Source organism: Rhodococcus sp. NPDC003318 (assembly GCF_042879035.1).
Classification (GTDB): Bacteria; Actinomycetota; Actinomycetes; order Mycobacteriales; family Mycobacteriaceae; genus Rhodococcus_G.
On the sequence record NZ_JBIAOU010000027.1, the window covers coordinates 35,462 to 55,004 of the forward strand.

Here is a 19,543-nt window from a genome sequence, read left to right on the forward strand (position 1 = left end):
TTGCCACTACTCGTTCACCTCACTGATCGTCTTGATGAGCACTCGCCCGTCAGGGCTCGTCACAGTGCCCACGCGCTGCTTGAAGGTGGAATCCCCGTCGGGCCGGCGCTCTGTGATCTGCGCGGAGTAGGCGTTCGGTCCGATCGCGGTGACCTTGACGCAGTGCGTCGTGCCCAGCGGGACCGAGTTGATCCCGGCCTGAATCTGAGCGACATCCCACTGCGTGTCCGGAGCCATCAACTCGCGCACGGCCTGACCGGAACGCATTTGGTAGTAGCGGTGTTCGAGGGCAGTTATGACGCCTTCGCCGGTCGCGGTGTCACCTTCACCGGTGGCACACCCGTCAGCCACCGACTCCTCGACGACCGGCTTTGCCGCGGCCGGTGTGGTGACCCGATTGGCGACCGACGAATCGTCGTCGGCAAGTCCGATCAGGGACGTAGCACCCCACCCGACTAGACCGACGACCGTGACGATGCCGAGCCCGAGGCCCGCGTAAGTCGCGTATCGGCGCCTGTCCGGCCGAGATCCCGGTGACGAGGTCGGTACTCGCGCCGGCTCACGCTGAGGTGTCGTCACTTGCTCCGGATCGCGCAGAGGCCCAGTCGCCGAGATCACCCGCGAACGCGCAGCCTTGCCCGGCTTCGCCGCCGACCCGAACTGCTCGTACATCGGCTTGGTCGACAGAGCGGACGGGGGCGGTACCGGACTTCGATCCACCCGGTGCGGGGGTCGCACGGCGTCGATCACCCGCGTCGATCCGCTGTCCTTGTTCTTCGTCATTGGTACCTCCCCCGTTCTCGACGTCGACTCAGGCCGGATCGCCAGCCGGCACGATCCCGGCCCCGACCGCTTCACTGACCAGACGCGACGCCAGACCCGGGGTCGCGTCGTTGAAGAACGCATTCAGAGACTCGTCAACACGGCCGAGTGCCTGCTCACCGCCCGGCTGACCGGCCACGAAGGTGCGCACCTGCTCGTCGAAGACGGCGCGTCGACGGTGACGACCTGCTCGGCTGCCTGCGCGACCGGAGCGAGGACGGGGTTGGCCTGCCACTCGTCCAGCGTCGTCACGACCTGCTCGGTGATCGCCGCGCTGTCCACGTCAGGAACTACGGTCTCGATCGGTGTCGCGCCTTCGCCGCCGCCGTAGACCGTCCCGGCAACTGCACCGATGACCCCGCCGCCGACGCCGCCGATCACCGCTGCGGGCACACCCGCCGCTGCGGCGCCGATTGCCGCACCGGCCGCGGTGCCGACGGTTCCGCCCGCGACCCAGCCGATGCCCTGCACGAAGGTCGCGGCTGCTGCGCCGTTGGTGATGCCGCCGATCGTGCCGCCGATCAGGGCGCCGGTCACCGCGGCCGGTGCGCCCAGTGCCGTGGCACCAGTCAGGGCACCAGCGGCCGCGCCGCCGACCTGCGCGGAGGCGATGCGGGCCGCTTCATCGGTGGAGAAGCCTTGCGAACGCCAGAAGTCGGTCGTCTGCGCCTCGATGACGGCGGTCTGGTTGTTGGTGCGCTTCGCGTCGACTTCCGAAATCCAGTTCGGCTGATCGAAGATCACGCGGCCCAAACGCATCTTGTCCTTCGGAGCCTCGATCGGCAGCGTCGGATCCAGAACCGGGGCGGGGGTGCGCGGGGCGGTCCAGTCGATCGGCGGTGCCGAGTTCGTGCCGCCGCCGTTCCCGTCCTCGGTGTCGTAGGTGGTGTTGCCGTACTCGACGTATGGCTGCGTGCCCTGGTTGTACTGCGCCGGAGGCGCGACCCAGAACTCCTCCTGCGGCTTCACAGCCTCGACGACCGGTGCGGGCTCCGGTGCGGGAGTCGTGATTCCGGCCTGTCCTCCGCCGGTCTGCGGTGCCGTCGTGATTCCGGCCTGTCCTCCGCCGGTCTCCGGTGCAGTCGTGATGCCGGACTGCCCGCCACCGTCGCCCGGAGCGGCAGCCGCCGTCGGCGCGAACGCGACGAGTAGACCGGCCGCTACCGGAACCAGGGTGGTGACGCCGAGTCCTGTGCTGGCCACTCTGTGCTGTCCGCGTGAGCGTCGAGTGCTCATGGGTTCCTTCCCGTCGATGGCCTAGCTAGCCAGGCCGCAAGACCAATTTGGCGATCGTCTTCGTGGCTTTAACGAAGTCATGGCAAACTATAGGTTCAAATAAGGCCAAAAACAAGCCAAAACAATGCGAAGGAACTTTCAGGTGACACTGGTGGAGGCGGCCATGAAACGGCGTAAATCCGCAGCTCCTTCGCGGTCCCGTTTGGCGTTGATGAGTGGGCTCACCGGTAAGGTCAGCCCCGTGAGGAACGGGATCGAGCATTTGGCTGAGGCAGTCGTCGAGCGTCGGCGGCAGCTCAACCTCACCCTCGATCAGGTCAAGGAGGCCGGCGGCCCGTCGGACGTGACCACCGGAAAGATCGAGAAGGCACTGATCCCCGATCCCAGCGCACGGACGTTGCGCAGACTCGACGTCGGCTTGCAGTGGCTCGACGGCTCCGCTGCCCGCATCCTCTCCGGGGGACAGCCGGTACCCGCCGAGGACATTCCCTCGGCCCGGATGTCCACGCCCAGCGCGGTTGATGCCGACGCGGACTCCGTGACCCTCTCTCTGGCCGTGGTCAACGACCTCTCCGACGTCGCCAAGCTCTACGAGCGCCTGGCGGGCACGGTGAAGGACGAACAGATCGCCGGCGAAATTCGAGAAATCAACGAGCACTTCGATCTGCTGGTGGACAGGATCATGCGTGCCTGGCTCACCGCGCAGCTCGAGCGGAAGACGACCGAACCATCCCCGCTGCGAGGGGATCCGATGATCGAGATGCTGCTGGGCGACTACCTCAACCGGACGCCCGAGCCGCCGACCGCGGAGGACGCGGACGAGCTCCACTACCTCCGATGGCTCACGGGACGCGCCGGCGAGCTCGACACTGCGACCGAGCAGCGCTTCGTCGCGAAGTGGAAAGCACGACAGGAGAAGGCCAAATGAAGCACCTTGCCCCCACACTCGGACAGAAGCTCGACCGCCTGTTCGCCTACTGCCACCACAGGGACGAGCCGGAGCTCAGCACCCAGGCGGTCGCCACCCTTGTCGGGCAACGGATTGGCGAGCCGGTCGCGGTGACACTGCTCGAGTCCGCCAGGGCGGGTGATGTCGAGTCACTTCCTGTGGCGATCGCAGATGCCCTCTGCGACCTGTTCGGGGTCGACCGCGACTACCTGCGGCTTACCGGCGGCAAGGACATCGACATCGACCAGCGGCTTCGACTCTGGACGGCCATCCGTGACCGCGGGCTCAACCACTTCGCCGCCCGGGCCACCGCCATGACCCGCGAGGACGTCGAAAAGCTGATTGCCGAGGTCAACCGGTTCCCGGTTCAGACCCGGGTGAACGTCAGCTGAAGCCCCTTCGGGCGCAGGGTAAGCGTCTCCTCCACGGTCAGCTCGTATCCGTTCTCCGGCGTGATGTCGAACCGAAGAAGGAGCGTGGCGAGCGCCAGCGTCATCTCATGCAACGCGAACTGCCGACCGATGCACGACCGGATCCCCGTCCCGAACGGCTTGAACAGCTCGGCTGGCCGACCACGGTTGGCCTCCGGCGCGAACCGATCCGGGTTGAACTGCTCGGCGTCCGCGCCCCAGGCCGGATCACGCTGTACGGCCAGCAGCAGCACGAACACCCACTCGCCCGCCGAGAACTTGTGCCCACCAACCTCGGTGTCCTGCTTGGCCGCCCGGAAGAACCCGGGCGCCGTCGGCCACAGTCGTAGGGCCTCGTTGATGACCTGCCGGGTGTAGCGCAGGCGAGGCACGTCCTCGTACTGCACGGGACCGGCGCCGATGACGGCGGACGCCTCGGCCCGCATCCGCGCCGCGATCTCGGGATTCTGGGCGATGAAGTGCAGGGCGAAGCTCAGCGCGTTCACCGACGTCTCATGCCCGGCCACCAGGAAGGTCAGCACCTGGTTGCGGATGTTCTCGGCGTCGAGCCCCGCACCCTCCTCCGGGTGCAGCATTCGGTCGAGCAGATCGAGCCGCCGCTCCCCCGACTCCTGCCGGTTCGCAATGACCTGATCGACGGTCTCGGCCAGGAGACGGCGATCAATCTCGTTCTGCTGTTCCTCATTCCGGCGCAGCCACTTGCCGATGAAGGGAAGCGGAATCGCGGTGTCCTGCGCGTACGTGAGCGCCCGGCTCATCGCAGTCACGAAGGGGTGTTCGGACTCGCCGAACGAATCGAATGAGTACCCGAAGCCACAGCGCCCGATGACCTCGAGTGTCAGCTTGCCCATCTCGTCGACTACCGGGACGAAGTCACCCGATCGGCTCTCCAGGTCTTTGCACAGCTCGTCGACGACCTCGACCATCGTGCCGTGGTAGGACACCATGGCGTCCTTCGTGAACCCCGGTACCAGCACCTCGTGCGCCCGGCTCCAGCTCGATTCCCAGTTGTAGGCGGTGAACAGGCCGTCCGCGACTAGCGGCCGAAGCTGCTCCAGCGGCCGGCCGATGTGCTTCTCCCACTTGGTGTCGTCGAACACCTGCGCCGCCAGCTCGGCCGACCCGACGAACGTCAGATCCGTCCCCAGGATGCTGCGGCGGTAGATCGGACCGAGCTCCCGGAATCGCACGAGCGTGTTCTGGTTCGGGAACTCACGGTCCATTCCGAGGATGTCGCCGATCAGCGGAACCCGGCGGGGCGGATGCGGAATCGTCGATTTGGTCATGGTTCTCCCCTTCGTGGCTACACAAGTCCGGCCGTTGCAGGCCGTGTCGACCACGCATCGGCGATACGCAGCAGTTCGTCCTCATCCGCCAACCAACGCGGTGCCGAGACCGGCGAGGAGGGTTGGCGGTCGCTTCTTCTTCGTTCGAGCGCGTCGGTGATGGCCGCGCACCGGGACGCCGGGTCGACGTCCTCGGCGCGGTCATCGGCGCTCATGTACGGCAGCAGTTCGTAAAGCGCGTCCTCACACTCGATCCGCATCCGATGCTCGCGCTCGACGCTGCTGGGCAGCGTGCTTGTCGTCGCCTGGAGTGAGATCGCCGGCATGGCGGTCGACAAGTCCTTCCACATGGGCGTCAGCGCGACGACCGCCGCCGACGACGGGTCGTTCGCGCGTCGGGTTCGGATGGCCGTGAAGATCGGCCAACTCACCACGATCGCCAACGCGGTCGCCGCGGGCAGGAACAGGACGTCATTGGACTCGCTGCGCCAGACCGTGAACGCGTTGTGCTGGTTCAAGGCCAACATGATCCCGTTCACGATCCGGGTCAGATGGTCGAACGCAGACACGGCGCCGACGAGCAAGATCAGGACGGCCCAGATTCGGGTGCTCCGCGCCTCATCCCCGTGCCGGAAGACCCGAATGCACGCCGCGGCCACGGCCGCCAGCGCGAGCGGCATCTGGGACGAGTAGATCAGCATGTAGGCCGCGGTACGCCAATCGTGGAGCTCCTCGATGGCGATACCAGCGGACCGGGCCGGCGCGCTTATCCACGCCAGGAGGGCAACCTCGACCGCGATGATCGAATAGACCAGCACGAACGCTCGCCGACGGACGCGGCGCACGTTGCTGAATGCTCGGACGATCAAGAAGATGGCGCCTGCGCCACACATCGCTGCCGCGTGGGTGAGCAGCCTGAGATCCGACAGGGTGAGTGGGGTTGCGTCCATGAGCAAGCCCTGCATCCACGGCTCACGCAACACCGCCGCGCCCAGCCACCAGAACAGCAGCCACGTGATCTGCTGATCGAGCTGACGTTCCCGTACGAACACGAGGCGGCCGACGATCACCACGGCCAGGATCGCCAGCATCGGATCACTCGCCCAGGGCGGCAGCGACGACGTCGCCTCGAGCTCCAGCAACGGACTCGTCATCGCTTGTCGAAGGTGAGCGCGATGCGGTGCACCTCGCCACGCGAGTCGAGGTCGATCGGTCCCCGGCTGAGCACGGCGAGCTGGGTTCCCACCAACTCCGCCTCGGCCTCTGTCGGGCTGTCGAAGGTCGAGCGCTGCATCATGTACTCGATGCCGGCGAGACTGAGGCCGTCAGTCAGGACGCCCGCGGTCGGCTTGAACCGCTCGCCAGGATGCTGGCAGAGCACGTGGCCCACTTCGTGGAAGATCTGCTGACGTTGATGGCGCACAGACCGGGTCGAGTCGTAGCGGATGACGTAGCGATCCGGGCCACCCAGCAGAAGCCCACAGCGGTTCTCTGGTTCGAGAGGCGACCCGGTCCAGGGCGAGAGTTCCACGGCCCGTCCCGAGTCTTCCTCCAGCCACGTGAGGAACTCCCCCACCGTCCACGGTGGCTCTAGAGGTACGCGTGACAACACGTTCGCGAGCTTTTCTCGCCGGCGGCCCCCCCAATTGGCCATGCGAGCAGTTCTCCTTCGTGTACCCCGGCGGACCGCACAGGTGACTACACGGCCAAGCAGACCCCCGATGGCCTGCTGATCTCTACCAGGTGTTTAACAAAGGGGAGCATAGCCCTCTTGACCAGCCTGCCAAGATGTACGAAAAATGAGCAAAGCTAGGATGAAAAAGTAGCCAAGAAGATTTTTCGGCGTGTCGCACCCGTGTTCGCCGGAATCTGGCACAAGATAGACGGCGAATCTGGCACTGCTTGGATCAGATTACGAGAGTCAGGAAGATCGGAGGGACGAGGCCATGCCAGCACCACATAAGGGTGAACGTGAGCGCGTCGTCAGTCGTGTTCCGAAGGCCGTCTTCGATGAGCTGGAGCGCCGTCAACTGGAGTCCGGCGTCAGCTCCCTCAGCCAGTACGTTGCTGACCTGCTCTCGGCCACCACTGGGCACGCCGAGCTCGTCATGGAGCTCGATCAGGAGGTGTTGTCACTGACCGCGTGACGGAGAGCGCGTAGACGGTCGATCCGGGCGGGGCCGACCGACAACCACACACCGTTTCGCAGTACAGCGAGTCATCTCAGACACGAAGAACCCCCCACCCGGGCGGGGGCGAGGGGTTCGTCGACGTAGATGAGAAGCGAGTTGACGCTCGCGACTCCGATTACTGCATTCCCCGAAGGGACACTCTTGCCTGAGTGGTCTCAGGGTACAACGCACCCTGACGCAGGTTCAACGGATCGCGCGCGTGTCACCGAGCACGCACCGATGTTCTACTCCCCCCGGCTGCTCCGCTACCGCGGCAGCACGCCAGCAAACCCCAGGTACGGCACACCACGGACGCCGCGCACGCTCGCCAGCGGCCACGTCCACGGTCACCAGTGCACCGGGCTCACCCCGCTGACGCTGACGCGTCTCGGTGGCCCACACGCCGCGTGCGCTCGGTACTGCCGGGTCGCTCTCGAACTCGGCGACGGCGCCTACGGCGGCATCGCCCGCTGGCGCGGCGAACAGGTGTGGGTCGAGTGCGACGTCCGGACCGCCTACCAGCGGCGCTACCTGGCTATCCGGCCGCAGCTCGACGCTTCGGTATCGCTCGACAGCGTTCTCGCCGTAGCGCGGGTCATGGCGAAGGCCGCGGACTGGGAAACCGGCCAGAACTCACGCCTGACCGTCGCGACGATCGTGGCCACGAGCGGCCTCGGAGAGCGAACCGTGCAACGAGCCCGGACCGCGCTGCGCCTCCTCGGCGTCGCCACGGAGGTCCTACGCGGCCGACTCCGCCGGCGAACCGAACGGATGGCGTCGTGGCGGGTCGGTGATCGTGCCCGCGGATGGGCGAGCGTCTACGCCCTGCACCCCACTCGGCCTGTGGATAAAACCCGAGTTCGGGACGGCAATTCCACCTCCGTGGCACCCCACCCCCGCCGGGGTCGTTTTTCTTCTCTTCTCTCTCCTTTAGGAAATGGTTCTTTTACAAACCGAGCTGTGAAAGATCGAGCCGCTTCGCGGCGCAATGACACCAGCAGCTGCAACCGGCTTCGGGTCGATCAGAAGGGTGCATTGCTTGCCGCCAGATGGCTCAGGGACAAACGAGCGCCCATCTGGGCACGAGATCTGACCGTCAACCAATGGTCACTCGTGCTGGCTGATGCGGCCGAGCACGGGTGGACCGGTGCTGACCTGAACGACGTGCTCGACCAGGAGGCCCGCCGCCTCGACCGCGCACTCACCCCCACCAACCCTCGGGCCTTCGTGCGTTGGCTCCTCACACGTCACGACCTCCAGTTCCCGCCCCACATCCTCGACGAGGCGGCCCGCGCTCAGGATGCTGCCGAGCGTGCCGAACGCCGTCGCGCGGCAGCCGCAGCGCTTGAGCTTGGCCGTCACCAGCGTGAGGTCGGGCGAGCTGCCGCATCAGGCACGGCTCGTGCGGCCGCAATGGCGGCAGTCCCCGACGCTGCCTCCGCACGACGTCGACGCGCCCAGCAGGAAGCGGTCGCAGCAGCACGCGCCCGCGCCGAGCTGGACCGGCGGAGGTGATCGTGGGGGCCAGTTCGGTGGCGTAGCCGGACCCCGGCCGGCCCCGCCGCTGCGCGGCGGGAAAACCGTGGGGCGCTCGCCGCCCCCACACCCCCGGCAGCCTCCAGGATCGACCCCACACCACCCCGGCAGGGGCGGCAGCCATCCCGTCGACCCGGCCGAGGGCTACCGCACCGCCGCCACACCCGCAAACGAAAAAGCGTGTTTGCAGGTGCGACACCGGCACGGTCGAGACGCCCCCAGCCGACGGGATGACCACCACCCCACGCACCACCCGGCAACCACGAAACCCCAGCTCACACCCACTTTTCGGCGGTGACACACCTCACACATAATCACGTTAGAAAAAATGGCATAGACCTACCTTGCCGGACTTAAACACGTTAGAATTAAGTCATGACAAACGCCGAGGTTCTCACCCCGATCGAGTACGTGACCCAGGCCGCGCGCGATCTCGACACCGCGCACGACGGGGGCGGATTCGTCGAGGTATCCGAGCTGATCGACCTTTTCGGCGCGGCTCGTGCACTCGCCCTCGGTCTCGGCCACACCGAACAGGAAGTCGCGGCAGCCATCCAGCGCGGCATCGCCTGACCGACCACTTCAACCGAAAGGCCCGACATGCTCACCATCACTCACTCCGAGGCCGGCGGAACCATGATCGAGGGAACGGCCAAGAACGACGGCAGCGCCGCCGCGCTCAAGGCCCACGGCTGGCGCTGGTCGCGCAACCTCGGCGCTTGGTACCTCCCCCGTACCCGGGACGCCGCCCCCAAGACCTCAGTCATCACCGCCACCGCCGACGCACTACGCGAGACCGGATTCGATGTCACCGTGACGATTGACGCCGGAGTACGGGACATCGCCACCGTCGAGGCCGACCGCGCACAACGGCAGGCCGACCGAGTCGACGCACTCAGCGCCAAGGCGGACCGCCGCCGCGACCAGCTCGAGGCCGCCGAAGCCCGAGACCGTGCCGCGCACAACGCACTGCCGCCGATGGGCGAACCCATCAAGATCGGACACCACTCCGAAGGACGCCACCGCCGCGCACACGACCGCGCACACGCCGCAACACGCACACGGATCGAGGCTGCCGAAGCCGTCGCCGCAGCGGACGCCCGCACAGACGCAGCTACGACCACCACGGCCCGCCGCAACAGCCCGGCAGTCATCGCCCGCCGCATCGAGCGACTCAGCGCCGACCGTCGCGCCGCACAGCGCGAGCTCGACGGCTACAGCCGCACAATCTGGGTCGTCGGCGACACCCGGCACACCGAAACGAACACTCCCGCCGTAGGCCGCCGCCGCGCACAACTGCGCGACAGCATCGAACGATTCGACGCACAGATCCGGTACTGGGAGGAAGTGCGCGCCGCCCAGGACGCCGACGGCCGCAAGCTCTACGCCCGCGACGACATCAACCCCGGCGACCTCGTCAAGGTCTGCGGACGGTGGCACAAGGTCAAGCGCGTCAACGCAAAGAGCGTCAGCGTCGAGACCGAATACAGCTGGACCGACACCGTCAAGTACGACGCCATCACCGATGTTGCCGATCCCCAGACCCGGAAGACCCGGCGACCCGGCGAGAACACCGCCTAACCGCCCCCCGCCTCACGATGGACCCGCACCAACTCCCGGTGCGGGTCCATCGCATTTGTGTGCACGCACGATCAGGACCGCGCACAGTCACCCGCGCGAGGCCGGCGAAACGTGCGCACACCACCGTGCCGCCCAGGCCGACCGCGCGAACAGCTCGTCGGGTCCGGCGAGTTTGCGCGCACACCACCGCGCAGCCCAAGCCGACCGCGCGAACAGCTCGTCGGGTCCGGCGAGTTTGTGCGCACACCACCGTGCGACCAGAAACCCCCAGCGCAACCCACCTTTCGAGCGGTGGCACAGCTCACACTTAAATCCGTTAGAAATAAGGAGATATACCTACCCTCCGAGACTTAAACACGTTAGAATTAAGTCATGACAAACGCCGGATCCCACCGCCTCGGCCTCTCCCTTTCCGTCCTGCGCGACGCAGCCGGGAGCGACTGCACACTCGGCGGCATCACCTCCCGCGCCGCTCGCCTGGTCCTCGTGGGAGTCCTCGACAGCACGCACGCCCACGCCGCCGATGTGGCCCCCATGCCCGAGTGCAGCCGCGTCGTCGCACCCGAGGCCGGCCGACCCGCCGTTGCAATCGAGGTCCGCCGCCGCCCGTTCGACGACGGCCGCTTCGCTCACCTCGTGCCGGTCCAGTGGGACGAGAGCGCCCACCGCTACGCCCGTGCAGACGGGTGGTCGATGGCCGGTGGCAACTACGCCACGACCAGTGACAGCCGATTCGGCGAACTCATCGAGCGCGTCGTCGGGCACCGGATTCCCGCGCTCGCCGTCCACGACCGTGTCGAGCGCCCCTGACCGGACAGCCCGCACGCCGCCGCACCCCCGCAGGAGGAGACAGACCATGACCACCGTTGCGACAGTGACCGCCTTGATCGTGGAGACGGACCGCACCATCCGTGTCGGCCGCCTGGCCGTCGATGACTACTGGACCAGCCGCCGCGTCGCCGCAGGCCGCGCGGCCGCGCCGTGATCCTCGCCGGATCCGAACTCTCCCCCCGCTCGATCCCCGACGGTGCCGCCGACGACGTGGCCCGCATGATCTCGGCCGACCTCGAGTCGGTACCGATCGCAGGCTGAGAGCCCGCCGCCTAGCCCTGACCCACGGTCGGGGCTAGAGCCATTTACGCAGTTCAGCCGCTGTATCGGCGGTGACGAAGGACACACTTAATCCAGTTGTAAATAATGGATATACCTACCCCCTCAGATTTAAACACGTTAGAATTAAGTCATGACAAACATCGACGACCGAGACGCCGCGCGAATGCGCTGGACCGCCGCCAAGGCCGCAGAACTGCGCACCCGCCTGGCCGGCCTGGGCGCCGAGATCACCGTTGAGCACGACGAGGTCGGATGGTCCGTCGCCCTGCTCTCGGACACCAAGGGCGGATGGGCGCACATCTCCCCGGGCTACGACCCCGACATCGACCCGTGCACTGTCGAGCTCCGCGACGAGGACGGAAACCGGGGAATGGGCACCCGCCGCCACTACGGCCCCGCTGGAGAGGCCGCCGCCGTCGACCACATCAAGGCGTGGAGCCGCACCCCCGAGGCGATCCGATGACCGCCAGCCCGAACCTGTTCGCCGACTGCACCCTGCCCGGCTGCCCGAACCCTGTCGCGGCCGCAGGGCAGGTGTGCGGCGCCTGCCGCGAGGCATTCGGTCCGATGCTCCAACCCGCCCGCGCCGAGGCGATGACCGCCGAAGAGATCGCACACCGCGACGGTGCCGTCCGCGACATCTACGCCGCACGCATCCCCGACCACGCGGCAGGCGCCGCCGAGCCCGTCCCGGCCTCCACGCCGGACCGCGATGGCGAGGTGCAGGCGTAACCAGCGGTGCTGGCTGTGCAAGGAACGCCGCACCTGCACCCGGCAACCCGCCGGATGGGAATGTCGATCCTGCGCAGCGGCCGGGTAAGAGGACCGCATCACCGCAGGTCAGACGGTAAATCTGGAGTGGCCCATCTCACACATAATTACGTTAGAAATAATGAGATATACCTACCTGCCGAGACTTAAACACGTTAGAATTAAGTCATGACAAACACCGCAACCCCCGCCCTCGTCCACATCGACCCCACCGAACTCCTGGTCGACATCAACATTCGCGGAAGCCTGCGGCTGACCGCCGACTTCCTCGCCTCCATCGCCGAGCAGGGCGTCATCCAGCCGCCGACCGCCGTCCGCACCGCAGACGGAGCACTCCGAGTCCGTACCGGTCACCGCCGCACCGCCGCCGCCGTCCAGGCAGCCCTGCCCACCATCCCGGTCCTCGTCATCGGAGACGAGGCCACCGACGACGCCGCCACCATCGACCGCCTCGTCGCCCAGTGGTCCGAGAACGAGCACCGCACCGGCCTGGCTGAGGCCGACAAGCTCGACACCATCGAGCAACTGAGCCTGTTGGGAGTCAGTGCCGCCCAGATCGCCAAGCGCACCAAGACCCAGCGCCGGGATGTCGACGCAGCCCTCGCCATTACCGGCAACGCCGACGCACGCCGACGCCTCGACGACGGCCTCACCCTCGACCAGGCCGCAGCATTCGCAGAGTTCGAGGGAGACGAGGACGCCGCCCGCCAGCTCGAGTTCGGCATCCGGGCCGGTCGACTCGACCACACCGTGCAGCGACTCCGCGACCGCCGCGCCGAAGCCGAAGCCCGCCGCGCCGCCGCTGCCGACTACATCGCCCAAGGCATCACCAACCTCGACAGCCGCCCCTCCACCTACAGCAGCCCCGCCCGCGCGCTCGACCGCCTGGTCACCGAGGCCGGCGACCCGGCCACCATCGAGAACGTCGACAACGAACACCTCGTCGTCTACATGGAGCAGGAGACCACCTACCACCTCGCCGAGACCGGCGACGAAATCGACTACGACGACATCGACTTCGAGGCCGAGACAGGCGAGGACGCAGAGGAGGGATATACCCACCACGACGCCGCCGAGGAGCGCACCACCTGGACTCCGGAGTTCTACTGCCTCGACCCCGCCGCCGCCGGACTCCGCGAACCAGGCCACAGCGGCGGCGCCGCCACCGACGACGACGGGAAGGAAGCGGCCCGAGCCGAACGCCGCCGCGTCATCGCCAACAACAAGGCGTGGGGGAGCGCCGAGACCGTCCGCATGGACTGGCTCAAGAAGCAGGCCACCCGTAAGACCGCGCCCAAGGGAGCCGCCGCCTTCATCGCCAACACCCTCGCCACCCGCGCCCAGCTGCTCACCAGCTACCGGACCGGCCGAATCCGCAACGACATCCTCGGCACCAAGGACGCCGACACCACGAGCTACCGACCCGAACCCGGAGTCGTCCCCCTCATCGCCAAGGCCAGCGACGCGCGCGCCCTCGTGCTCTCCTGGATCCAGACCCTCGCCGCACACGAAGCCGTCACCAACAACCACTGCTGGCGCAACTACTACAGCGACACCGCGCACTACCTCCGCTACATCGAATCCCTCGGCTACACCCTCAGCGAGATCGAGGAACAAGCCTGCGGCAACACCCCCAAGATCACCGGCTAACCCACCCAGGGCAGCGGGGGAGGACCGGACACCCGGACCTCACCCCGCAGCCCGGGCCGGCCGAAGCCGGCGAAGCAGGCATCGAGCCTGCTCCGCCGCCTGCGCCATCTGCCGCGGCCAACCGACCAGAACGCGACAAACCCAAAAAACACAACCCGAATTACCCTATAAATCAGTTGATATTTCTAACTGGACTAAGGCATAATTCGAAACCGACGAAAGGACGCAGCCCATGCCAGCGACCGTGCTCGCCTTCTGCAACCAGAAAGGTGGCGTCGGCAAGACGACCACCGTGTTCCACCTCGCCGCCGCACTGTCCCGCCACGGGCTCAAGGTCCTCGCCATCGACATGGACCCCCAAGGCAACCTCTCGACGATCCTCACCGGCGAACCGATCCACCCCGGTGACGCCGGAATCGCCGACGTCCTCAGTGACCGATCCGACGCCACCCTCACCGACATCATCGGCCCCGGAATCTGGCCCGGCGTCGACCTCGCCGCCACCATCCCCGACGCCGAAACCCTCGCCGCGGTCCGCGACGAACTCGTCCTCGCCGGAGCCGGCCGCGAACACCGGCTCCGTGACGCCGTCGACAGCGTCCGAGCCAACTACGACATCGTCCTGATCGACTGCCCACCGAGCCTCGACCAGCTCACCATCAACGCCCTCGTCGCCGCCGACCAGGTCGTCATCGTGTCCCAATCAGCCCTGTTCAGCGCCAACGGCCTCGACCGGCTCCGCCGGACCATCGACGCCGTCCGTCGCAGCTACCACCCCGACCTCACCCTCCGCGGCGTCATCATCAACCTGCACGAGGCCCAGACCATCGCCGGTCAGGAACAACTCGACGAGATCGCCGCCCACGCCGAGATCATCGGCTACCCCATCCCCAAGGCCGTCGTCATCAAGGACGCCTCCGAGGCCCAACGGAGCCTCGAGGACTGGGGCACCGCCCGTGCCCGCAGCCTCGCCACCATCTTCAGCGACATCACCATCGCACTGATCGGAGAAAACAATGGCACGCCCGCAAAGGCTTAAGAGCTCGCTCTCCGGAGCCAGCCCCGTCGACCCACTGGCAACGCCCACGCCGGAACCCGCCGCACAGACGCCGGCCGCCGAAGGGCAGGGGAGTGGCGCCGAGTCGGACAAGACCGCCGGCAAGAAGATCGGCCGCCCCGTCGGCACCGGCCGCAACATCGACACCAAGACCCGCAGCGTCACCATCACCCTGTCGATCCTCGAGGAATCCCTCAACGCCGTGGCCTTCCTCAAGGACAACCCGAACGCCCCGCGCACGTTCACCCAACTCCTCGACCAGGCCCTCTTCGAAAAGAACGCCCAGCTGCGCGAGCAGTACAACAACGGCGAACCCTTCCCCCAGCGTGAAGGCAAGCTCCGCCCCGGACCCCGCTAACCACCCCCGACGGAGGGACACAGTGAGTACCCACAGTGGCGGCGCCGCGGATCTGCTCACGCTGCACACCGACCGCCTCGAGCGGCTCGGCCCCTGCATCGGATGGGGAGGCCGAGACCTCGGCGCCCACTACCTCGTCCAGTCCGCCATCGAGCGCGACGTCATCACCTGGGATCGCACCATCTGGGGCGACCCCATGTTCGGGGTCGATGCGCAGTTCGACGCGCACGGCGGCACCGAGCCGTTGGAACACCCCAGCAGTCTGGAAATCTCCTACAGCATCAGCGGTGACGTCTGGCTGAGCGGCGAAGTCAAGCAGATTTGGCCCGACGGCCTCGACCTCGACGACTACAACGTCATGGACATCGACGACCAGAACACCATCAAGTTCTACCCGGACCCCACCGCCGAACCGGGAGAGTTCCTGCGCGTCATCGTCGACGAGTTCAACCAACTCCACGCCGCGACCGAACGCATGGTCGCCGGATGGCCCGGGATCACCGGGAAGCCGTTGACGGTCTCGTCCCGGAACGACGCGACCGAGCCGACTGCCTGCCCCCCGACCGGCCCGCGAACGTAGAAAGGCAGCAAGTCGCTGCCCCTCAAATCCAGGGAACTCTCCCCGGATCCGGGCTCAGGACGACCGGTGCGCCCCAAACCATTCGAGTATGGGCAGCGGCCCACTGCCTGCCGCTGGCAAGACCATAACCACACCCCCCGACACGGCCACAACCAGGCGAGACATGTCCGACCCCAATGACAGGATCCGCTCATGAACGACACCCTGCTGGCCTACCTAGCGGTGCTCCTGGCCGTCCTGGCCCCGGTTTTCCTCGCCCCGGCCTACCGCAGTCTCCAACAGCTGCGCAACTACAGCCCAGTCGGCATCACGCCGAACACGGCCATCAGCCAGGTGACCGCACTGCGTCACCGCGTAATCAACTTCGGCTCCGCCGCGGCCATCGCCGGAGGTGCATCAGGGCTCGCTCTGTACAACCAGCTGAACGGACAGACCATCCCCAGCTGGCTCATCATTCTCGTCTGGATCTCCGCAATCGGCTCCACGTTCGCCGGCGTGTTCGCAGTCGACCGGGCCAGCAAAACTCAGAGCCTCAAGGCCGTCGAGGAGTCCTACCGGATCAAGGAACCCAGCGGACATCGCGACTGAACCACAAGCTCACGCTGCCGCCACGAAAAACACCGGCTGGTCTGCGGCTTCCCTCCGCAACCCAACCGGTGTTGGCGACAACTCTATCGCATAAACTCGAAAATATGTTCGAATACTGGCCGACCGAGTTCGACCCGCCACCACACCGCGTCGTCGACCCGCCAGCACCGGTGATCGTGCACATCGCCACCGCCATCAGCCAGTCCGCCGAGCACCCCGCCAACACGATCCCGCTCCGCGTCCGCGCCGAAGGACTCGCCCTCGACCTCCAAGTCCCCGGGACCCTGAGCGCCTGGGCCCGAACCACGGGCGGAGCCTGGATCTGCCGAATCCAGTTTCGGATCCCCACCGGAAACGGCCGCGGACACCTCGACGTCGACCAATGGTGCCCAGCCGCGGCCGTCCGGCCCTGCAAGTGACAGACCGATCCGATCCTGCTGGCTGAGGCGGGATCCTGCTGGCTGAGGCGGCCACAGTTCTGAGATTCGCAGGTTGGCGATGGGCCGCAGCTTCGGTCGAAAACGCCCGAAGGGTGGTGATCCAGACTGCTGGACCACCACCCTTCGGGCGTTCACGATGCCGCCGCAGCGGCTCACGTCTCACATCATGATTAATTCGCGAACCTTCCCCGTCTTGGGGTCCTCAATCTGGACGGACTTTCCTGCTCGGGTCTGGGCCTCGATGAAGTGAGCAACCGAGATGGCGCGGCGCACCGCCTCGGTTACGGAGATCCCGTTGCTTTCGGCGATCTCCTTCAGGGCATCCGCGGTCTCGGGGTTCATGTTCACACTCAGTCGGATCGACTTCGTGGCGCTCGGGGCGTCTCCGCTCCGAGCTGTTTCGCTGTTGGTCGCCTTCCGTTGATCGATGCTGCTCATCGGTTACTCACTTCCGCGAGCACAAGGGGGAAGATCCCGGCTCGCACGTTGGGGCCTCAACCGTGCAGATAGGGCGATGCTTCCGATTCATCACAATCGGAAGCGTCTGCCGGTTGGTTGGCTCATATCTTGTGTGGCATGTCCCGTCGCCAAAGCGGAACGTGCATATGGTGGTGGCCCTTCGGCCCCTGTGTCTAGTCAGTTTGACCTGGAGTTTCGGCTCCGTATACGCGTCCACTGTAACTACGCGCGGGGAATTATGCAACAGATCGACACACTCGATGTACATCAAACACACATCCAAAGTGTCTTCTAACACCACTCAATGGGGGTGTAGTGCGTTAACTGCGCGCACCATGTGTTACCCTCCATATCGCAGAGGTCTGAGAGGGCCACTGGATGCGGGGGTGCTCCGACTCGATCGTCCGGAGCTGACCTCCGTCAGGCGAAGGCGACGACTACACGGGACAGTCACTCTCTTCGCAACGCGAGAGTGAAGAGGAGCGACTGATGGTGACCGTGTACGTCAAGCCGGAATGCGTTCAGTGCAACGCCACATACCGTGCCCTCGACAAGGCCGGCATCGAATACAGCGTCGTGGACATCTCCGAAGACCCGGAAGCCCGGGACTACGTCATGGCGCTCGGTTACTTGCAGGCCCCCGTCGTGGTCGCAGACGACGATCACTGGTCCGGCTTCCGCCCCGACCGGATTCACCGCACATCGTTGACACTCACCGAGGAGCCCCCGTCGCACTTCACCAGTCAGCCGAGTCAGGTCCACGACATCGAGGCGACGGAGGCGTTCTGCTTCACCGAGGACGATGACCCGGTACCCAATGGGCTCGACGGCGTAACCGCGTTGCTCGAAGTGCCGCGCCCGCAGAACACGCAGCCGACCTACTTCGAAGAGGTTGAAGACCCCGATCCGTATGGCCGGCTCGGGGTCTTCATTCTCTGCGACATGGGCGATCGGTGATGGCCGTGGACTCCTCAATCTTCGAAGCCGACGAGCCTGCGCCCAGGGGAGGCCTCGACTCTCCCCGGATCGGGCCTCCGCCGTCCTTTCACGACGAAACGCGCCGCACCATCGCGATGATCCTGGTCATCCTCCTGGCGCTCGTCACCATCGGATCCCTGGCCAGCTTCATCGCGGGCTGGCTCGAGGTGGGCGAGCTCAAGGAACTCGGCATCATCCTCACTCCCGTCCTGACCCTGACGGGCACCGCAGTTGGCTTCTACTTCGGAGCGAACAACAAGGACTAGGGGCCGGGCTCCCCAGTAATCGAACGGTGGGAGCGGCCTCGATACTGCACCGCCCCCACCTCCGATTCACCGGACCCGAAGGCGTCTACCGAGCCTTCACGCCCTGGAACTCGAGCTCGACATCGGTGCCGTTGATCTGCACATGCGCGATCAGCTCGACCTCGACATCGCCCTGAACGAGCACATAGTGCTCGCTCGCATCCCCGTCGAACACGTACCAATCCACCTCAGGAGCCCCGTCGGCGGTCGCCGCGTAGTAGTCGGCCTTGTAGATGTGCGCCTCGTAGGTGAGCACCGCGTTGATGCGCGCTTCGCCGAGCTTGCCGCCGTCGGGGAGAACCTCGTGGATCCGAACATCCAGGGTGTCGTCGTCGATCTCGACGTTGTAGACCTCCGCCGACTCGAGGTCGCTGTCGAGATCGAGCGTCCACGCGCCGAACTTGATCTCCTCGGGATCATTCGTCAGCCGCTTGCCCTGGAGCGAGCGAAGACTGCCGGAGATCGCGCTCAACACCGGAGAAGTCCGGGGAGATGAGCCCTTGGCCGGGCGCTTGACGGCACGCATGGCGTCGTGGAACGTCACGCCGGGGTGCGCAGCCTGATACGCGCGAGCGTCACGCTTCTGAGCAGCGTTCTTGGTCATGAGAATGTCCTCCATCACTGGAATCGTTGCCCGGGTTGCCCCGCATCCTCCGAGCACGGTCAGTGCATGGATAGGACTAAACATTCGCAGATCCGTAGGACCTTGCCCTCAAACGTTCTTCGGCGATGCGGGCGCCGCTGAACTCGGGATCAGCCATGCGAGATGGCTCTGCGGACAGTTTACCTGACGGTGTACGAACGTCCCGAAACGCCAGGTCAAACCGAAAAGCCAAAGACTTCGGGGCGCACTCCTGCACGTGCTCGCCCTGGGCAGCTCCCGCCGGCTCTCGACCCAGCGAGCACCTGTCAGGTTCACCGCCGCCGGACCGGGCGTCGGGTGAGCTCGAGCCCGCGGCACCTGCCAATGCGGGGGCGTAGCCGGCCCCCGGCCGGCCCCGCCGCTGCGCGGCGGGAAAACCGTGGGGCGCTCGCCGCCCCCACACCCCCGGCAGCCTCCAGGATCGACCCCACACCACCCCGGCAGGGGCGGCAGCCATCCCGTCGACCCGGCCGAGGGCTACCGCACCGCCGCCACACCCGCAAACGAAAAAGCGTGTTTGCAGGTGCGACACCGGCACGGTCGAGACGCCCCCAGCCGACGGGATGACCACCACCCCACGCACCACCCG

The 19,543-nt window shown here is 66.4% G+C and carries 24 protein-coding genes and 1 pseudogene; 18 read left to right on the top strand and 7 right to left on the bottom strand.

The annotated features are described in order from the left end of the window. Window positions 1-6 precede the first annotated feature (6 nt). Window positions 7-783: a hypothetical protein gene (locus tag ACFYVR_RS25075; protein ID WP_387478461.1), complete on the bottom strand. Its 777-nt coding sequence runs from the start codon at window positions 781-783 to the stop codon at window positions 7-9. Between the two features lie 123 nt (window positions 784-906). Then, a complete protein-coding gene (locus ACFYVR_RS25080; protein WP_387478464.1) occupies window positions 907-2,025 on the bottom strand; it encodes an insoluble domain protein in 1,119 nt (372 codons plus the stop codon). A gap of 175 nt (window positions 2,026-2,200) precedes the next feature. On the opposite strand from ACFYVR_RS25080, the gene ACFYVR_RS25085 reads away from it, so the two are divergent. Both ACFYVR_RS25085 and ACFYVR_RS25090 read left to right on the top strand, forming a co-directional pair. After that, complete coding sequence (locus ACFYVR_RS25085) at window positions 2,201-2,986, top strand: hypothetical protein (protein ID WP_387478466.1); 786 nt, start codon at window positions 2,201-2,203, stop codon at window positions 2,984-2,986. Beyond that, the gene (locus ACFYVR_RS25090) at window positions 2,983-3,399 is read left to right on the top strand and encodes a hypothetical protein (RefSeq protein WP_387478469.1); all 417 of its coding nucleotides are present in this window, start codon (window positions 2,983-2,985) and stop codon (window positions 3,397-3,399) included. Before ACFYVR_RS25085 ends, ACFYVR_RS25090 begins: the two co-directional genes overlap by 4 nt. Here the strand turns inward: ACFYVR_RS25090 and ACFYVR_RS25095 are convergent. The 3 genes from ACFYVR_RS25095 to ACFYVR_RS25105 are packed head-to-tail and all read right to left on the bottom strand — an operon-like array spanning window position 3,375 to window position 6,378. After that, window positions 3,375-4,724: a cytochrome P450 gene (locus ACFYVR_RS25095; protein ID WP_387478471.1), complete on the bottom strand. Its 1,350-nt coding sequence runs from the start codon at window positions 4,722-4,724 to the stop codon at window positions 3,375-3,377. The two genes, ACFYVR_RS25090 and ACFYVR_RS25095, sit on opposite strands and share 25 nt — an antisense overlap. A 17-nt stretch (window positions 4,725-4,741) precedes the next feature. After that, window positions 4,742-5,866, bottom strand: coding sequence for an MAB_1171c family putative transporter (locus ACFYVR_RS25100; RefSeq protein ID WP_387478473.1), 1,125 nt, complete (start codon window positions 5,864-5,866; stop codon window positions 4,742-4,744). A gap of 8 nt (window positions 5,867-5,874) precedes the next feature. After that, window positions 5,875-6,378 carry an ImmA/IrrE family metallo-endopeptidase gene (locus ACFYVR_RS25105; RefSeq protein WP_387478475.1) on the bottom strand — a complete coding sequence of 168 codons (504 nt, stop codon included), beginning with the start codon at window positions 6,376-6,378 and terminating at the stop codon, window positions 5,875-5,877. Between the two features lie 292 nt (window positions 6,379-6,670). Here ACFYVR_RS25105 and ACFYVR_RS25110 point away from each other — a divergent pair, with 292 nt between their 5' ends. From ACFYVR_RS25110 to ACFYVR_RS25175, 14 genes are all read left to right on the top strand, one after another. Beyond that, entirely contained in the window at window positions 6,671-6,871 is a 201-nt protein-coding gene (locus ACFYVR_RS25110; RefSeq protein WP_387478478.1) for a toxin-antitoxin system, read from the top strand. A 264-nt stretch (window positions 6,872-7,135) separates the two neighbouring features. Beyond that, complete coding sequence (locus ACFYVR_RS25115; protein WP_387478481.1) at window positions 7,136-8,410, top strand: replication protein; 1,275 nt, start codon at window positions 7,136-7,138, stop codon at window positions 8,408-8,410. Between the two features lie 396 nt (window positions 8,411-8,806). Further along, window positions 8,807-9,004: a hypothetical protein gene (locus ACFYVR_RS25120; RefSeq protein ID WP_387478484.1), complete on the top strand. Its 198-nt coding sequence runs from the start codon at window positions 8,807-8,809 to the stop codon at window positions 9,002-9,004. A 27-nt stretch (window positions 9,005-9,031) separates the two neighbouring features. After that, on the top strand, window positions 9,032-10,012 hold the full coding sequence (locus ACFYVR_RS25125; RefSeq protein ID WP_387478487.1) for a DUF3560 domain-containing protein: 981 nt from the start codon (window positions 9,032-9,034) through the stop codon (window positions 10,010-10,012). Window positions 10,013-10,384: 372 nt separating this feature from the next. Beyond that, window positions 10,385-10,822 (top strand): hypothetical protein, encoded by a 438-nt coding sequence (locus ACFYVR_RS25130; RefSeq protein ID WP_387478490.1) that lies wholly within the window; start codon window positions 10,385-10,387, stop codon window positions 10,820-10,822. Between the two features lie 46 nt (window positions 10,823-10,868). Continuing rightward, complete coding sequence (locus tag ACFYVR_RS25135) at window positions 10,869-10,997, top strand: hypothetical protein (RefSeq protein WP_387478493.1); 129 nt, start codon at window positions 10,869-10,871, stop codon at window positions 10,995-10,997. Between the two features lie 258 nt (window positions 10,998-11,255). Further along, window positions 11,256-11,588 (top strand): hypothetical protein, encoded by a 333-nt coding sequence (locus ACFYVR_RS25140; protein ID WP_387478495.1) that lies wholly within the window; start codon window positions 11,256-11,258, stop codon window positions 11,586-11,588. Further along, a complete protein-coding gene (locus tag ACFYVR_RS25145) occupies window positions 11,585-11,857 on the top strand; it encodes a hypothetical protein (protein ID WP_387478497.1) in 273 nt (90 codons plus the stop codon). Before ACFYVR_RS25140 ends, ACFYVR_RS25145 begins: the two co-directional genes overlap by 4 nt. Window positions 11,858-12,064: 207 nt before the next feature. After that, a complete protein-coding gene (locus ACFYVR_RS25150) occupies window positions 12,065-13,546 on the top strand; it encodes a ParB/RepB/Spo0J family partition protein (RefSeq protein ID WP_387478499.1) in 1,482 nt (493 codons plus the stop codon). 232 nt (window positions 13,547-13,778) lie between these two features. Continuing rightward, on the top strand, window positions 13,779-14,585 hold the full coding sequence (locus ACFYVR_RS25155; protein WP_387478501.1) for a ParA family protein: 807 nt from the start codon (window positions 13,779-13,781) through the stop codon (window positions 14,583-14,585). Beyond that, entirely contained in the window at window positions 14,563-14,961 is a 399-nt protein-coding gene (locus ACFYVR_RS25160) for a hypothetical protein (RefSeq protein WP_387478504.1), read from the top strand. The genes ACFYVR_RS25155 and ACFYVR_RS25160 overlap by 23 nt, the downstream gene beginning before the upstream one ends. A 22-nt stretch (window positions 14,962-14,983) precedes the next feature. Then, window positions 14,984-15,541, top strand: coding sequence for a hypothetical protein (locus tag ACFYVR_RS25165; protein WP_387478506.1), 558 nt, complete (start codon window positions 14,984-14,986; stop codon window positions 15,539-15,541). 192 nt (window positions 15,542-15,733) lie between these two features. After that, window positions 15,734-16,129: a hypothetical protein gene (locus ACFYVR_RS25170; protein ID WP_387478508.1), complete on the top strand. Its 396-nt coding sequence runs from the start codon at window positions 15,734-15,736 to the stop codon at window positions 16,127-16,129. A gap of 104 nt (window positions 16,130-16,233) precedes the next feature. Beyond that, window positions 16,234-16,548 (top strand): hypothetical protein, encoded by a 315-nt coding sequence (locus ACFYVR_RS25175; RefSeq protein WP_387478510.1) that lies wholly within the window; start codon window positions 16,234-16,236, stop codon window positions 16,546-16,548. 180 nt (window positions 16,549-16,728) lie between these two features. Here ACFYVR_RS25175 and ACFYVR_RS25180 read toward each other — a convergent pair whose 3' ends face one another. Then, window positions 16,729-17,007: a ribbon-helix-helix protein, CopG family gene (locus ACFYVR_RS25180; RefSeq protein WP_387478513.1), complete on the bottom strand. Its 279-nt coding sequence runs from the start codon at window positions 17,005-17,007 to the stop codon at window positions 16,729-16,731. Window positions 17,008-17,514: 507 nt separating this feature from the next. Between ACFYVR_RS25180 and nrdH the strand changes: the two are divergent. Then, a pseudogene (gene nrdH / locus ACFYVR_RS25185) lies at window positions 17,515-17,721 on the top strand (glutaredoxin-like protein NrdH); the annotation flags it as partial. Between the two features lie 269 nt (window positions 17,722-17,990). Beyond that, on the top strand, window positions 17,991-18,272 hold the full coding sequence (locus ACFYVR_RS25190; RefSeq protein ID WP_387478516.1) for a hypothetical protein: 282 nt from the start codon (window positions 17,991-17,993) through the stop codon (window positions 18,270-18,272). A gap of 85 nt (window positions 18,273-18,357) precedes the next feature. On the opposite strand, the gene ACFYVR_RS25195 is transcribed toward ACFYVR_RS25190, so the two are convergent. Further along, entirely contained in the window at window positions 18,358-18,915 is a 558-nt protein-coding gene (locus tag ACFYVR_RS25195) for a hypothetical protein (protein ID WP_387478519.1), read from the bottom strand. Window positions 18,916-19,543 lie beyond the last annotated feature (628 nt).